This window comes from Sphingobium sp. (assembly GCF_036170395.1).
Taxonomy (GTDB): Bacteria; Pseudomonadota; Alphaproteobacteria; order Sphingomonadales; family Sphingomonadaceae; genus Sphingobium.
Window position 1 is genome coordinate 87,380 of the sequence record NZ_JAVHPD010000010.1, and the last position, 14,322, is coordinate 101,701.

General features: G+C 66.6%; 16 protein-coding genes. 6 read left to right on the plus strand and 10 right to left on the minus strand.

What is annotated here, in order from left to right; all coding sequences use genetic code 11:
* Window positions 1–21 precede the first annotated feature (21 nt).
* The 3 genes from V2B31_RS04295 to V2B31_RS04305 are packed head-to-tail and all read right to left on the minus strand — an operon-like array spanning window position 22 to window position 3,203.
* Window positions 22–933, minus strand: a complete 912-nt coding sequence (locus tag V2B31_RS04295; RefSeq protein WP_328275685.1) for a hypothetical protein — start codon at window positions 931–933, stop codon at window positions 22–24.
* A 57-nt stretch (window positions 934–990) separates the two neighbouring features.
* Entirely contained in the window at window positions 991–2,619 is a 1,629-nt protein-coding gene (locus V2B31_RS04300) for an SUMF1/EgtB/PvdO family nonheme iron enzyme (protein WP_328275687.1), read from the minus strand.
* Window positions 2,616–3,203, minus strand: a complete 588-nt coding sequence (locus tag V2B31_RS04305; RefSeq protein ID WP_328275689.1) for a hypothetical protein — start codon at window positions 3,201–3,203, stop codon at window positions 2,616–2,618. The genes V2B31_RS04300 and V2B31_RS04305 overlap by 4 nt, the downstream gene beginning before the upstream one ends.
* A 204-nt stretch (window positions 3,204–3,407) precedes the next feature.
* On the opposite strand from V2B31_RS04305, the gene V2B31_RS04310 reads away from it, so the two are divergent.
* Window positions 3,408–5,015: a caspase family protein gene (locus V2B31_RS04310; protein WP_328275691.1), complete on the plus strand. Its 1,608-nt coding sequence runs from the start codon at window positions 3,408–3,410 to the stop codon at window positions 5,013–5,015.
* Window positions 5,016–5,039: 24 nt separating this feature from the next.
* Here the strand turns inward: V2B31_RS04310 and V2B31_RS04315 are convergent, their stop codons facing one another.
* Window positions 5,040–5,702, minus strand: coding sequence for a hypothetical protein (locus tag V2B31_RS04315; RefSeq protein ID WP_328275693.1), 663 nt, complete (start codon window positions 5,700–5,702; stop codon window positions 5,040–5,042).
* On the opposite strand from V2B31_RS04315, the gene V2B31_RS04320 reads away from it, so the two are divergent.
* Window positions 5,701–6,630 (plus strand): toll/interleukin-1 receptor domain-containing protein, encoded by a 930-nt coding sequence (locus V2B31_RS04320; RefSeq protein WP_328275695.1) that lies wholly within the window; start codon window positions 5,701–5,703, stop codon window positions 6,628–6,630. The genes V2B31_RS04315 and V2B31_RS04320 overlap by 2 nt on opposite strands.
* 371 nt (window positions 6,631–7,001) lie before the next feature.
* Here the strand turns inward: V2B31_RS04320 and V2B31_RS04325 are convergent, their stop codons facing one another.
* A complete protein-coding gene (locus V2B31_RS04325; RefSeq protein WP_328275697.1) occupies window positions 7,002–7,760 on the minus strand; it encodes a class II aldolase/adducin family protein in 759 nt (252 codons plus the stop codon).
* Window positions 7,761–7,986: 226 nt separating this feature from the next.
* On the opposite strand from V2B31_RS04325, the gene rpsU reads away from it, so the two are divergent.
* Both rpsU and V2B31_RS04335 read left to right on the plus strand, forming a co-directional pair.
* Window positions 7,987–8,193 carry a 30S ribosomal protein S21 gene (rpsU, locus tag V2B31_RS04330; RefSeq protein WP_328275699.1) on the plus strand — a complete coding sequence of 69 codons (207 nt, stop codon included), beginning with the start codon at window positions 7,987–7,989 and terminating at the stop codon, window positions 8,191–8,193.
* 79 nt (window positions 8,194–8,272) lie between these two features.
* Window positions 8,273–8,827: an FKBP-type peptidyl-prolyl cis-trans isomerase gene (locus V2B31_RS04335; protein ID WP_328275701.1), complete on the plus strand. Its 555-nt coding sequence runs from the start codon at window positions 8,273–8,275 to the stop codon at window positions 8,825–8,827.
* A gap of 67 nt (window positions 8,828–8,894) precedes the next feature.
* Here V2B31_RS04335 and V2B31_RS04340 read toward each other — a convergent pair whose 3' ends face one another.
* From V2B31_RS04340 to pyrE, 5 genes are all read right to left on the minus strand, one after another.
* Entirely contained in the window at window positions 8,895–9,224 is a 330-nt protein-coding gene (locus tag V2B31_RS04340) for a hypothetical protein (protein WP_328275703.1), read from the minus strand.
* A gap of 82 nt (window positions 9,225–9,306) precedes the next feature.
* On the minus strand, window positions 9,307–10,203 hold the full coding sequence (lepB, locus tag V2B31_RS04345; protein ID WP_328275705.1) for a signal peptidase I: 897 nt from the start codon (window positions 10,201–10,203) through the stop codon (window positions 9,307–9,309).
* Window positions 10,200–10,601, minus strand: coding sequence for a holo-ACP synthase (acpS, locus tag V2B31_RS04350; protein ID WP_328275707.1), 402 nt, complete (start codon window positions 10,599–10,601; stop codon window positions 10,200–10,202). Before acpS ends, lepB begins: the two co-directional genes overlap by 4 nt.
* A gap of 109 nt (window positions 10,602–10,710) precedes the next feature.
* Window positions 10,711–11,439: a pyridoxine 5'-phosphate synthase gene (locus V2B31_RS04355; protein ID WP_328275709.1), complete on the minus strand. Its 729-nt coding sequence runs from the start codon at window positions 11,437–11,439 to the stop codon at window positions 10,711–10,713.
* Window positions 11,440–11,448: 9 nt separating this feature from the next.
* On the minus strand, window positions 11,449–12,030 hold the full coding sequence (gene pyrE / locus V2B31_RS04360) for an orotate phosphoribosyltransferase (RefSeq protein ID WP_328275711.1): 582 nt from the start codon (window positions 12,028–12,030) through the stop codon (window positions 11,449–11,451).
* Window positions 12,031–12,319: 289 nt separating this feature from the next.
* Here pyrE and coxB point away from each other — a divergent pair, with 289 nt between their 5' ends.
* Together coxB and V2B31_RS04370 are read left to right on the plus strand one after the other, a co-directional pair.
* Window positions 12,320–13,360 (plus strand): cytochrome c oxidase subunit II, encoded by a 1,041-nt coding sequence (gene coxB, locus V2B31_RS04365; protein WP_328275713.1) that lies wholly within the window; start codon window positions 12,320–12,322, stop codon window positions 13,358–13,360.
* Between the two features lie 15 nt (window positions 13,361–13,375).
* Window positions 13,376–14,322 (plus strand): cbb3-type cytochrome c oxidase subunit I (locus tag V2B31_RS04370; RefSeq protein ID WP_328275715.1); only part of this gene is annotated, 947 nt, incomplete at its 3' end.

Consider the following 14,322-nt stretch of genomic DNA (forward strand, 5'->3'; position numbering starts at 1 on the left):
CCTCCCCCAGATTGCCTTGTGTCAGAAGCGATAGCCCACGGTCAGCGTCACCGCGTCGAAATCGAAATCATGCGAGAAGCTGCTGGTGCCATGGGTATAGATGAGGCCGATGCGCAGCTGTTCGGCGCGGCTCTTCTGCTCGGCTTCGCGGGTGCGGATGCCGACGCTGAGCGCGGCTTCATGCACATCCTCATAGGATTGCGGATCGCCGGTGAGCTTGGTCCAGGTGTAGCTGGCGCGCAGCGAACCCTGGCGGCCGCCGAACATCCGGCCCTTGAACGGCAGCTGATAGGCGACGCCGTTGCGGAAGGACCAGACATCCTCCTTGAAATAGAAGCCCGGATCCTTGCCGATGCCGATATCGGTGGTGGTCGACCAGCCGACCATGTTGCCGATGGTGAGATCGCCCCGGCCGACCTGCGCGATCTTGTAGCGGCTGGTGGCCGACAGGGTCAGCACTTCGCTGCTCGCGCCGAAATAGCCGTCATTGTCGCTGGCGCTATAGGCGACGCGCGGGGTGATGAGCCAGTTGGGCTGGACCGGCAGCTCGACGCCGGTCGATAGCGTACCCATGATCGTGGTCTGGCCGTCATTGACGTGCAGGACATTGAGCACCGGATCGATCAGTATGCGGGCGCGGCTGCCTTCCGACACGCGCATCGCCTTCTGGTAGCGCAGCTCGTAGCGCTGGCCCTCGACCCCCGCGCTGCCCCAATAAGTGAAAGCGCCGCCAATCGTGTCGGCATCGCCCTCGATGTCGAAGCCCGGCGTATCCGGATCATCGTCATAGTCGAGATCGTTGAGGTTGAGCGCCGTGGTGATGGCGGTGTGCTGCATGCTGTTGGGGCTGCCGATGCTCGCATAATAAGGCGATGCCTGCGCGATGCCCGGAAGCAGCGCCGCCAGGGTGGCGGCGATCATCATTGTCTTCATAACGTACCCCTCTTGCTGCGCCCCGGCCCCAGCCGACGCGCGAACCCATCACAATAACTAGCCGATGCTGCCGACCTCATCCGGTTCCAGGTCGCGCACCACCCGCAACCCGGCATCCTGCCGCCTCTTGCCCGGCGCCACGGTGAAGCGATTGGCGGAGCGGAGCGCGTCGGGCGCGCTTTCGAACGATCCGCCCCTTATCACCCGCGCGCGGCAGCTCGTGTCGGTGCAGCCCGACGTCCATTCCCACACATTGCCCTGCATCTGGTTGAGACCGAAGGCGTTGGCGGGATAGCTGTTCACCGCCTCGGGATAGCCGCGATAGGGTGCGGTGTCCGATCCGCGATAGCGGGCGGTATGATCGTAATTGGCCATGGACGGGCCGATATCGTCGCCCCAGGGGAAGGCGGTGGATGCGCCGCCCCGGCTGGCATATTCCCATTCCTGCTCTGTCGGCAGGCGATAGGCCCGGCCCGACTGGACGCTGAGCCAGGCGAGGAACGCCTGCGCATCCTCATAGCTGATGTCGGTCGCCGGGATCAGCGGATTGGGGTTTTCCTTCGACCAGCTGCCGAGCTTCGCGCAGGCATTGTCGCGCACGCAGGCATTCCATTCGGCGATCGTGACTTCATAGACGCCGATGGCGAAGGGCTTGTCGATCCGCACATCGGCCTGCACCGCCTCGTCCCCGCCCCGGCCGGGTTCGGAGGCGGGCGAGCCGAACGGGCTGAGGCCGGCGGGGATCGCGCGCATCCACGGGCAGTTGGCGCAGTCGTAGAAACGGTCGCTCGCCGCCCGGTCGCAGGAGATGAAGCAGGGCGGCGCGCCCTGAAGCCCATAGTCGAAGGTCGGCTTCTGGAAATTCTTGCCCGAGGACAAAGCAACGCGATCGGACACGCGCTTCAGCGCATCGGCGATATTCTGCTGCGGCCGGCGGATTTCCTCGGCCAGCACCTTGGAAAAGATGCCGTCGTCGAACGCGACCTGATCGGCGCTGGTGGAGAAGGCGACGAGATAGCCCTGGTCGGGCCGGATCGTCGCCGACGGCGCGCGGATCATGCGGCGCAGCCCCTTGCTGCCGGCCAGTTCGCCGACCGCCGACGCTTCGGTTCCGGTTTCGGCCGCGATCATCTGCGTGAGCGACGGCGGCGGCGCGGGCAGCACGTTGCGGCACATGTCGAGCACGATCAGCACCGTCTTCGCGCCCGACCCCAGGAGATTATGGGTGAGCGCCGCGCGGGTGAGGGTAGCGCTTTCGGGCGTCAGGTCGCGGCCGGCATCGACCGGCAGCAGCATGACGTCGCCATAGCTGCCGAGCGCCGCGCCATGGCCGGAGAAATAGAGCATCCCGAACGCCTTGGGGCCAGCCGCCGCCAGCTTCGCGCGGAAATCGGCGACCGCCGCCAGCATATCGGCGCGGCTGAGATCGCGACGGACCTGCACCGGACCCTGCCCGCTGGCGTCGGCAAAGCCGGTCGCGTTGAGCGCCGTGGCGACTTTCTCGCCATCGCCATAGGTGGAGCCCAGGCGGTCGAAGGACTGATAGGCGCCGTTGACGATGACGAGCGCCAGGCGCGGCTCTTCCGCCGCGCGCGCGGCCGGGCCAAGCGCACAGGCGGCGAGCAGCCAGCCCAGCAGCAGCGTGGCGAACCAGCCGCGCCCGCCCCCCGTCGCCCGATCGGTCACGGACGCGCCTTGCGCGGCGTGAAGCTGACCTGCGTCACGCGCTGGTCCAGCGCATCGACGTGCAGCACCGCGTCATAGCGGCGCGCGGCCTTATAAGGTTCCGCCGGGCCGCCGCCGAACAAGCGGGCGAAGAAGCCGCCAAGGCCCCGGCCCTTGACGCAATAGGGCTGCGCCTCGACCGAGCCGCCGCTCTGCTTCACTTCATTGAGCCATGCGCCGAGCGGCAGCGGCGCTTCCTTGTCGGCGGCATAGGGGGTGGCGAGATCGACCACCACGGTCCGGCCGCGCCGCAGTTTCGAGCGAAGGCGGGAATCGAAACCATCGGGCTGGTCGAAGCGCAGGTTCGGCCGGCTCACCGGACGGTCGCAGGGCTTGAGCGCGGCGGGCGCGGCGGGACCGACCGCAACCGCCGGGTCGGCGGCGACGGCATTGGCGACCGGCGCGACGGGCTGTGGCGGATTTGCAACGGGCGGCGGCGAAACCGGCTCGGGCGGCACGATCCGCACGCCCCGCCCGGCCGCACCCTGATCCGACGGAGGCGGAGCGTTGTCCTGCTGCGCCAGAGCGTTAGCCGAAGCCGCCAAAAGAAATCCAAAGCTTGCAATGGTTAAAGTGGAACGAAATGCCGCCATCTGTCCGCTCCGAGTCAAGATATAGTTATTGCTCTCATTACCGTCCTACGATTATGGATATGTGCTTGTCGAGGCAATAAAAAACCATAGGGGCTTCCAATGTCGAAGCGGCAGCGTGGACTCTGGGCAACAGTATTAACATTCGTTGTCACACTATTGCTTGATCCAGGTTACGCTTTTGCCGAGACACGCGCGCTGCTCGTCGGTTCCTGGCAGTTCCAGTCCAAACTTATCATGGACTTGGCCGGGCCGGAAAATGACCTGACGGCGATGGAGACGCTGATCCGGGGGCAGGGCGCGCAGGACGTCACGGTGCTGCGCAACGAAGGCGTGAGTCGCACCACGGTCGAGACCGCGCTCCATGCGCTGGGGCTGCGCTCAAAGCCGGGCGACTGGATTTTCCTCTATTATACCGGCCATGGCGCGCTCGCCGAAGCGGCGGTCAAGGGGACGCGCGACGGCGACACCGACCAGTTTCTGCCGCTGCCCGGCTTCGACCCCGATGTGCAGGATCCCGAGCGGTTCATCGTCGACAAGGATTTCTACACCTGGCTGTCGCTCTATGTGCCGCGCGGGGTGCAGGTGCTGATGATGGCGGACACCTGTCATTCGGGCACGTTGCACCGCTCGGTCGATCCGCGCGTGCGCGGCATGGCCCCGCGCCTGACGCTGGGCGCGCGCAATGTCGAGCTGGCGGCCCGACCCGCGCCGCGCTTCGCCAGCGTGCTGGCGGGCGGTGATGCTGCTGCCCCGGCCGGCGCGACCCGCGACGACCTGCCCAACCTCTTCTACATCAGCGCCGCGCGCGACGACCAGATCGCCTGGGAAAACGCGCTGCCGGTCGAGGGCGCGCCGACGCGCGGTTTCCTCACCTGGTCGTTCGAGCAGGGGCTGACGACGCCGCGCCCCGACGGGCAGGGCATGGCCGCCGATCAGAATGGCGACGGCAGCCTCTCGATCGGCGAACTGGGCAGCTATCTCAACGTCCAGGTGCGGATGCTGAGCGGGCAGCGGCAGGAGAGCAACACGATCATCCCGCCGGGGCGCGAGGGGCAGGGGCTGTTCGCCACCGTGCCGCCGCCGCCCGCCCCGCCCGCGCCGCCGCCGCTCCCCGGCCTCTATGTCGCGGACGTGAAGGCGCGGGCGAGCGTGACCGGCGACTATCCCTGGCGCATCCTGACCGACGGGCAGGGCGCGGACTTCGTATGGGACGCGCGCGCGCAGGCGATGCTGCGGCGGACCGGCGACGTGGTGGCGCAGAATGTGAAGACGGCGGCGCAGGTGCGCGGCGTGATCGACAAATGGGCGGCGCTCGAAGCGCTGCGGCCGATGCTGTCGGAACAGGCGGCGCGGCTGATGGTCGGCCCGCAGGACAATGGCGCGCGCTATCCCGCCGGCGCGCCGGTGACGCTGGCGCTCGCCCAGACGCAGGTCGCCAGCGGCCCGCGCTACGCCACCGTGTTCAACATCGCGGCGGACGGCACGGTGCAGCGCCTCTATCCGGTGGCCGAGCAGGACAAAGACGGGCAGCTCGCGCCCGGCCAGTCGCTGCCCGTGCTCGAAAGCCAGGTGATCCCGCCCTATGGCGCGGATCATGTGGTGGCGCTGGTGACGCCGCAGCCGCCGCAGGATTTCCGCCTGCTGCTGAGGACTGTGGAGAATCAGCGCGCGTCGGCCCGGCTGGTCGCGCCGATCCGGGAGCTGCTGGCAAAGAGCGGGGGCCAGGCGAGCCTGACCATCGGCGAACTCTACACCGGGAATTGAGGGGCGATGGACGGAGCCGGATCGTTAGTTGCTGAGGATCACGGTGCGGCTGCGCGCGGCGCTCTTGTTGCCGATGTCGACACGATATTGCCCCGAAGCGCGCGGCGTAACCGCGCAGACCGGCGCGTAATCGGCATTGTCGTCGAGGCAGAGCTGCTTCCCCGAAGCGTCGAGCAGACGGATATACATGGCCGTGCCAATGTCGCCGATCGCCCCGATGCGCAGCGGCTCGCCGCCCTTGGCCGTTACGGTGAAGCGATAGGCATTGCGCGGATTGACGTCGAGCACGCGGCGCACCAGCCCCTTGCCGAAGGCGGAGGCGACGACGCCGCGCCCGGAGGATTGCGCCATGCGGATCTGAAGCAGCAGCGCCTGATCGTCACGCGCCAGCGTCCTGGCTTCGGCGAACAGCGCCTCGGGCGAGAAGGCGGCGTCGCCCTCGGCGGGCTTGGCGCCGTCGGTCATCGGCACCTGCTGCAACATGCGCGCGGCGGTGAGCATGGCATAGGGATCGCGCTCGCGCCGGGCGAAATCGGCGACCTGCCGCGCGGCGATCGCCTGGGCGAAGGGATCGGCGGGGGCGGCGGCCGGGGCGGGCGCGGCGGCGGGCTGCTGCGCGGGCGTCTGCGCGCCGATGGGGCCGGCCGTCAGCATTGCGGCGCCCGCGACTAGGATGAAGCGCATCATGTCCAATCCCCTCGGCAAAATCTTTTCGAGTCCGGTAGATACCGCCGCCGCGGTCGGAAAGCCAGTGCTGGCGGGCGGGGCGGAGCTGGCGGGTTTCGCGCAAAAGCAGTTGAGCGCGCTGGTGGGCGGCGGCAGCGGCCGCTACGCCGCCTTCATTAGCTACAGCCATGCCGATATGAAGGTCGCGCGCTGGCTGCACCGGGCGATCGAGAATTACCGCGTGCCCCAGGGGCTGGTCGGCACGATGGGCGAGCGCGGGCCGATCCCGGCGCGGCTGCGGCCGGTGTTCCGCGACGAGGATGAGCTGGCTGGCGCGGCGGAGCTGGGACCGAAATTGCAGGGGGCATTGGCGCGATCGGACGCGCTGATCGTCATCTGCTCGCCCGCCGCCGCGCGGTCGATATGGGTGGACAAGGAAATCCGCGCGTTCAAGACGATGAACCCGCAAGCGCCGGTGTTCGCCGTGATCGCGGCGGGGACGCCGGGCGATGCGGCGCAGGACTGTTTTCCCGCGCCCCTGCTGTTCGCGCTGGACGAGGATGGCGAACTGGACCGGACCCGGCCGCTGGAGCCGCTCGCGCCCGATCTCCAGAAGAATGAGCGGAACGTGGTGAAGCTGAAGCTCATCGCCGGGCTGCTGGGCGCATCCTATGCCGCGCTCTACCGGCGCGACCAGCGCCGCAGCCGGCGGATCGCGGCGGGACTGTCGGCCGCTGCGCTGCTGCTGATCGTCGTGCTGTCCGGCCTGTCGATCGCGGCCTTCAGCTATGCGCGCATGGCGGTGAAGGAGCGCAACGCGGCGCTGGCGGCGCGGAAGCTGGCGGAGGAGAATGCCGACAAGGCGCAGCGCCGCGCCTGGCTGGCCCAGGTCGCGGCGCAGGAGGTGCGGCGGCTGGCGGCGGAGGGGGAGAGTTGTCCGCAGCCCTAATCATGCTGGAGGCTTATGCACGAAGATGACCGTTACGAACAGACGGTTTACAAGTCTCTCAATCGGTTTTTGGGTTACAGCATTCTATTCGTCATTGGCCTTATGAGTCTTTTGGCAATCCTGATCACAGTTGGCCAAATGACCCACCCGGATTATGAATCGAGCAGCTGTAACAAGGAGGTGTGGGTCATCGTCCCTTATTTCATGGCATTCGTGAACATAATAGTGATCCTCGTCCAACTTCTCACATTTGCAGAGCGTCGGTCCAAAATCATAATGGGTATATCGGCTGCGTGGCTGATTGGACTCGCGTTACCATTCTACCTGATCAACTATATCCCACCCGAGATGCCGGGGACGTGCCTCTGATGCTACTCCCGCCAGCTCGAATCGATCCGATCGATCACCCGCACCAGCGACTGGAAATCGGGCACGCCCGGCCCGACCGGCAGCTGCACGCCGGACAGGTCGCGCTGGTGGACGGCGATCACCTCGGGCGGGATGTCGACGGGGGTTCCGGCCGCGCCGGCGGCGACCTGGATCTCGCAGGCGCGCTGGAGAATCCATTGCTGGAGGAAGGCTTCGGGCAGGCTCCCCGCCATCACCAATGTGCCATGGTTGCGCAGCATCATGATGCGTTTGTCGCCCAGGTTCGCGATCAGCCGCTCGCCCTCTTCGGGCCGAATCGTGACGCCCTCGAACTCATGATAGGCGATGCGGCCGATGAAGGCGGCGGCGTAGAAGCTGATCGGGCGCAGTCCTTCGGCCACCGCGCTCACCGCCATGCCGGCGGTGGTGTGGGTGTGGATGATGCAATGGGCGTCGGGCAGATGGCGGTGGAACACGCTATGCTGGGTGAAGCCGGCGCGGTTCACCGGATAGGGGCTGCCGTCGAGCACTTGCCCGTCGATATCGATCTTGACCAGGTTGGACGCGGTGACTTCGTGATAGCCCAGGCCAAAGGGGTTGATGAGGAAGGCGGCCGGCTCGTCGGGCACGCGCAGGGTGATGTGGTTGTAGATGAGTTCCGACCAGCCCAGATGGTCGAAGATGCGATAGGCGGCGGCGAGCTGCTGGCGCGCGTCCCATTCGGCGGCGGATATGTCGGGCCGTTTCGCGGCGGTTGCCATGGCGATCCTCCTTATGCTTTATGCGAGGCACTATTCCCGTCCCCCGCGCAAATGTCGAGAGTGCGGGCTTTGGGCTTGAATTTGCGGGCTCGCGCTGGTAGGGCGCCGCCCACATGGCGCGGGGCGACCCGCGACGACTCACTGGCTTTGCTATTCGGTCGGCCCGTCGGGAAGGATGTAATGGTCCCGGCGAATCGATCGTTTTCGATTGGAGATAGACGGGTTTATGCAGATCATCGTTCGCGACAATAATGTCGACCAGGCTCTTCGCGCACTCAAGAAGAAGCTGCAGCGCGAGGGCGTGTATCGCGAAATGAAGCTGCGCCGTCACTATGAGAAGCCGTCGGAAAAGCGCGCCCGCGAAAAGGCCGCCGCTGTCCGTCGCGCGCGCAAGATGGAGCGCAAGCGCGCCGAGCGCGACGGCGTCAAGTAAGACGCCGTTTCGCGGGGCAGCCTTGCGCCGCCCCGCTGATGCCTGAACTTCCGCGACCCATAAGCGAGCGTAAAACCCCATGTCCACAACGGCTGTCCCCCTTCGTCCCATCGCCAAGGGTTCGTTGACGCGCCTGTGGATCGGCGTCGCGCTGGTGGCGCTGGCGGCGGGCGGGCTGGCCTGGGCCGGGCAGCAGGGCGTCGAGCCTTCGCCGTCGGCCTTCCTTGCCAGCAATGGCCATGCCGAGGGTGTGGTGACGACCGAGTCGGGCCTTCAGTACAAGATATTGGAAGACGGGACCGGCGCCAGCCCGACCACCGCCGACGTGGCGCTGGTGGGCTATAAGGGCACGTTGCTGGACGGCACGGTGTTCGACGAGAATCCGCAGGCGCCGATGCCCGTCGACGGCGTGGTGCCGGGCTTTTCCGAAGGGCTCCAGAAGATGAAGAAGGGCGGCAAATACCGCCTCTGGATTCCGCCGCAGCTCGGCTATGGCGATCAGGCCGCCGGCCCGATCCCGGCCGGGTCGGTGCTGGTGTTCGACGTGACGCTGCATGATTTCAAGTCGAAGGCGGAGCTGATGCAGATCCAGCAGCAGATGCAGCAGGGCGCGATCCCGCAGCCGGGGCGCTGATCGGCGGAAGGCCGGAATAGCAGAAACAGGGGCCGGCTTTCGGCCCCTTTTCTGTGTGCGCCAAGGGTCAGGCGTGACCCTGGAACGCCTCGTCATCCATGGCTTCGACCGGCAGAAGATCGTCGTGGCCGATCTTCTCCTCGCCCGCGAAAATCCGGTCGATCCGCGCTCTGACATCGCGCCGGAAAGCGGGGGTAGCGACGGAACGCGGGGCCGACACTTCTATGTCGCAGGCGATGCTGCCCTTGATCCGCTCGAGCGCGGCGTCATCCAGCACCCCCGACCGGCGCAGCTCCAGGCATAATTGCACCAGCCCGGCCGATGTGGCGTGCGCGCGCAACCCCACATTGGTCAGATCGAAATGCAGTCTCTTCTGCTTGTCCAGATACTCGGTCATGGCGCTCCGACTCCTCTCCGCGCGATCATCATGACAGAGAAACCGGACGGCGTCGCCCCTGTTCCCGTCAATGCTGTTCCCGTCAATCGCGACGCGAAACGCTGGCCGGGCGCAGGCTGTTGCCGGCGCGGCCGGCGCGGAAGGCGTGGAGCCAGCTCAACGGGTTCCAGGTCGCGTTGCCGTCCAGGCTGAAGGTGATGAACTCCGCCCGACCGCCGATCGCTTCCCACGGCACCGGCCCGCCCAGGCCGTTTTCCTCCAGCGGCGCGCGGCTGTCGGCGCTGTTGTCGCGATTGTCGCCCATCAGGAAGACATGGTCGGCCGGCACCCGCACCGGCCCATACCAGTCGAGCGCGCTCGGCCCGGTATCGATCGTGATATAGGTTTTGCCATTGGGCAGGATTTCCTGCCGCACCGGCAGCTCGCACCAGCTTTTGCCGTCGCGATCCGTCACCAGCGCGCCGGGAAATTGCAGCGGCGGGCAGGGCGCGTTGCCGTCGACCGGGATGCGCAAGGGCTTGAGCGCCTTCTGCGGCACGACCGTGCCGTTCAGGATGACCTGGCCGCCGCGCACCTCCAATATGTCGCCGGGCAGGCCGATGACGCGCTTGATATAATCCTCGCGCCGGTTGGGCGGCGAGACGATGACGATGTCGCCGCGTTCGGGCAGGCGGCCGAGGATGCGGCCTTTCAGGAAGGGCAGCGGATGGAAGCTGGGCGAGACATAGGACCAGCCATAGGGGAATTTGCTGACCACCAGCCGGTCGCCGGTCAGCAACACCGGCATCATCGATTCGGACGGAATATAGAAGGGCTTGGCGACGAAGCTGTGGAAGGCGAGCACGGCGAGGATCAGCAGGAAAATGCTTTTCATTTCCTGCCACCAATTGACCGGCGTCTTGGCGGGCGTGGCCTGCTGTTCTTCGGGAAGGTCGATGGCCGTCACGGGCTGGCTTTCGCTGGTGGATTCGTCGCTCATAGCGGCAGCGCCTCGATGATGACGAACGCCTGCGCCCATGGATGATCGTCGGTGAGCGTCAGGTGAACGACCGCCCGGTGGCCGGCTGGCGTCATCGCGTCGAGCCGCGCCTTGGCGCCGCCGGTCAGCGCGAGGGTCGGGGCGCCGGAGGGGGCGTTGACGACGCCGATATCCTTCATGAACACACCCGCCTTGAAACCGGTGCCGACCGCCTTGGAGAAAGCCTCCTTGGCGGCGAAGCGCTTGGCGAGCGTGCCCGCGCGGGTGAGCGGACGGCGGGCGGCCTTGGCCTGTTCGAGCGGCGTGAAGACGCGCCGGACGAACCGCTCGCCAAAGCGGTCGAGCGAATTCTGGATCCGCTCGATATTGCAGAGATCGGAGCCGAGGCCGATGATCACGACGGTCCCCCCAGGCCGTCGCCCCAGCGAAAGCTGGGGTCTCGTGCCTCCAGGCGCGTCCTATCCGGCCTGAGATCCCAGCCTTCGCTGGGATGACGACCTTCTGTCGTCACCGCGCCAGGTCCATCTGCCGCCGCATTTCGCGGATGCTGCCCTCCAGCCCGCCGAAGATCGCTTCGCCGATCAGGAAATGGCCGATATTGAGTTCGGCGATCTGGGGGATAGCGGCGATCGGCGCGACATTGTCGAAAGTGAGGCCATGGCCCGCGTGCGGCTCGATCCCGTTCCTGGCGGCAAGCGCGGCGGCGTCGGCGATGCGGCGCAGTTCGGCGGCGCGGGCAGAACCGTCGAGATGGGCGTAAGCCCCGGTGTGGAATTCCACCACCGGCGCACCGAGGCGGATCGCGGCGTCAATCTGCTTGGCGTCGGCCTCGATGAAGAGGCTGACGCGGATGCCCGCTTCATTGAGCTTGGCCACGACCGGCCGCAGCGCCTCAAATTGCCCGGCGGCGTCCAGCCCGCCCTCCGTCGTGCGCTCCTCCCGCTTTTCCGGCACGATGCAGGCAGCGTGCGGGCGATGCTTGAGCGCGATCTCCAGCATTTCCTCCGTCGCCGCCATCTCAAGGTTCAGCGGCACGTCGAGCGCCGCCATCAGCATCGCGATATCCTCGTCGCGGATGTGGCGCCTGTCCTCGCGCAGATGCGCGGTGATGCCGTCCGCGCCGGCCTTCACTGCCAGCAGCGCCGCCTTGACCGGATCGGGATGCGCGCCGCCGCGCGCGTTGCGGATGGTGGCGACATGGTCGATATTGACCCCGAGGCGCAGCGGCGTGGACATGGGGGCTGGCTACTGCTTCCGGCTGCCGGGCTTGGTCGCCGGGATCGCCGCCAGTTCAGGCGGCACCGCGTCGGCTTCATAGACCGGAAAGTTGATCGACACGAGCGGGTAGAAGGGGACGCCCAGCTCTACCTCGCCCGCCGAGCGATCGACCAGCGCGGCTTCGGCGATGACGATGCCGCCTTCCTTCTCCACCGCCTCGATCGCCTGGCGCGACGAGAGGCCGGTGGTCACGACATCCTCCACCATCAGCACCTTCTGCCCCGGCGCGATGGCGAAGCCACGCCGCAACTCGAACACGCCTTCGGGCCGTTCGAGGAACACCGCATCCTTGTCCAGCGCGCGGCCGACCTCATGCCCGATGATGAGGCCGCCCATGGCGGGCGAGACGACCAGATCGATCTCCTGCCGCAATTCGCGCGGCAGCTTCTGCACGACCGCGCGGGCAAGCCGGCCGGCGCGGTCAGCGTTCATGAGGACGCGGGCGCATTGCAGATAATTGGCGCTGCGGCGGCCCGACGAGAGGATGAAATGTCCTTCGAGCAGCGCGCCCGCCGCTCGGAATTCCGCCAATACCTCTTCGTCCGTCATGCCGTTCCGTCTACCCTGTCGCGCGGGGGCGCAGACGCCCGCCGGCCGCAATTCGTCCGCATGGCCAAGCCGACCGGCCCGCCATGATCGCGCGCCCATGCGCGGCCTCCTGCCGATAGGCGGCGACGGCAAGCGTTGCAACAGCGAAGAAAATCTGCTCCCAGATGCTTGAGGCTGGGTAAAAGCCTGCCTATAAGCCGCCGCAGAACCGGACGGGCGAGGACAATAGGGCGCTTTACCACGCGTCTTCGTTGCAGCGGCGCCAAGGGGTTAGGGGTACGAAGACACTATGAAGACGGTGAAATCGATCGTTCTTGCGGGGCTGCTGGCCTTGTCGCCGGCACTTGGCGCAGGCGGTGCGGCGCTGGCGCAGGACAATGGCGCCACGGCGGCCGCGCCGGCGCTCGCGACTCCGGTGGACGCCGATCCCAAATCCTCCGACCCCGGCGCGCCTGCCGATTCGGCCGACGCCAATGTCGCCAATGCGAGCGCGCCCGCGCCCGCCGCCAAGGTCGCAGCGCCGCCGCGCATGAAACCGACCGAAGGCATCGGCATGCCGCGTCCGGGCGAAATGTCGCTCCAGGAACAGTTCAGCCCCACCGGCCACACCGCCCGCTGGCTGCACGACATCATCCTGCTGCCGATCATCACGATCATCTCGATCTTCGTGCTGGCGCTGATGCTCTATGTCATGGTCCGCTATCGCCGCGCCGCCAATCCGGTGCCGTCCAAGACGTCGCACAATACCTTTATCGAGGTGGTGTGGACGGTGGTGCCGGTGCTGATCCTGCTGGCGATCGCCGTGCCCTCGATCGGGCTGCTGGCCGACCAGTATAAGCCCGCGCCCAAGGATGCGCTGACCGTCAAGGTCACCGGATATCAGTGGTATTGGGGCTATGAATATCCCGACAACGGCATCCCCGAATATGTGTCCAACATGCTGCCCGAGGACAAGGCGAAGGCCAATGGCGAGCCCTATCTGCTCGCGCCCGACAATCGCCTGGTGCTGCCGGCCGGTCGGCCGATCAAGCTGATTATCACCGGCGCCGACGTGATCCACGCCTTCGCCGTGCCCTCGCTCTGGCTGAAGATGGACGCCGTGCCCGGTCGCCTCAATGAAAAGACCGTCTTCATCGAGAAGCCGGGCGTCTATTACGGCCAATGCTCGGAGCTGTGCGGCGCGAGGCACGCCTTCATGCCGATCGCGATCGAGGCGCTGCCGCCCGCCCAGTTCGACCAGTGGGTCCAGTCGCAGGGTGGCACGCTGAAGGGCGCGGCCCCCGCTGCAAGCGCCGCCGCCGCGCCCGCCACGGCGCAAGAAAAGATTTGATAGGGTAGGAACGCCATGACCACCATCACTGCCGATCATCACGGCGATCATGCGCATGATCATCATGATGCCGATCACAAGCCGGCCTTCTTCCAGCGCTGGTTCATGTCCACCAACCACAAGGACATCGGCACCCTCTATCTGATCTTCGCGATCGTTGCCGGCATCATCGGCGGCGCGATCTCGGGGCTGATGCGCGCCGAGCTGGCGCAGCCGGGCATCCAGTATCTCCAAGACTGGGCGATGGTTATGGACGGGCCGGACGCGACGCTGGACCAGGCCTATCATCTGTGGAACGTGCTCATCACCGCGCACGGCCTCATCATGGTCTTCTTCATGGTGATGCCCGCGATGATCGGCGGTTTTGGCAATTGGTTCGTGCCCATCATGATCGGCGCGCCCGACATGGCCTTCCCGCGGATGAACAATATCAGCTTCTGGCTGCTCATCCCCGCCTTCGCCCTGCTGCTGGGCAGCACCTTCGTTCCCGGCGGCACCGGCAATGGCGCGGGCACCGGCTGGACCGTCTATGCGCCGCTGTCGACCAGCGGCTCGGCGGGTCCGGCGGTCGATATGGCGATCCTGTCGCTGCACATTGCGGGCGCCTCTTCGATCCTGGGCGCGATCAACTTCATCACCACCATTTTGAACATGCGCGCGCCGGGCATGACCCTGCACAAGATGCCGCTGTTCGTCTGGTCGGTGCTGGTCACCGCCTTCCTGCTGCTGCTCGCGCTGCCGGTTCTCGCCGCCGCGATCACCATGCTGCTGACCGACCGCAATTTCGGCACCACCTTCTATGATGCGGCGGGCGGCGGCGACCCCGTCCTCTACCAGCATCTCTTCTGGTTCTTCGGCCACCCCGAAGTCTATATCATGATCCTGCCGGGCTTCGGCATCATCAGCCAGATCGTCTCGACCTTCAGCCGCAAGCCGGTGTTCGGCTATCTCGGCATGGCCTA

Coding starts and splice junctions, on each gene's coding strand:
- V2B31_RS04295 (WP_328275685.1), bottom strand. CDS start 933: ATGAAGACAATGATGATCGCCGCCACCCTGGCGGCGCTGCTTCCGGGC.
- V2B31_RS04320 (WP_328275695.1), top strand. CDS start 5,701: ATGTCCAATCCCCTCGGCAAAATCTTTTCGAGTCCGGTAGATACCGCC.
- V2B31_RS04315 (WP_328275693.1), bottom strand. CDS start 5,702: ATGATGCGCTTCATCCTAGTCGCGGGCGCCGCAATGCTGACGGCCGGC.
- V2B31_RS04325 (WP_328275697.1), bottom strand. CDS start 7,760: ATGGCAACCGCCGCGAAACGGCCCGACATATCCGCCGCCGAATGGGAC.
- rpsU (WP_328275699.1), top strand. CDS start 7,987: ATGCAGATCATCGTTCGCGACAATAATGTCGACCAGGCTCTTCGCGCA.
- V2B31_RS04335 (WP_328275701.1), top strand. CDS start 8,273: ATGTCCACAACGGCTGTCCCCCTTCGTCCCATCGCCAAGGGTTCGTTG.
- V2B31_RS04340 (WP_328275703.1), bottom strand. CDS start 9,224: ATGACCGAGTATCTGGACAAGCAGAAGAGACTGCATTTCGATCTGACC.
- lepB (WP_328275705.1), bottom strand. CDS start 10,203: ATGAGCGACGAATCCACCAGCGAAAGCCAGCCCGTGACGGCCATCGAC.
- V2B31_RS04355 (WP_328275709.1), bottom strand. CDS start 11,439: ATGTCCACGCCGCTGCGCCTCGGGGTCAATATCGACCATGTCGCCACC.
- pyrE (WP_328275711.1), bottom strand. CDS start 12,030: ATGACGGACGAAGAGGTATTGGCGGAATTCCGAGCGGCGGGCGCGCTG.
- coxB (WP_328275713.1), top strand. CDS start 12,320: ATGAAGACGGTGAAATCGATCGTTCTTGCGGGGCTGCTGGCCTTGTCG.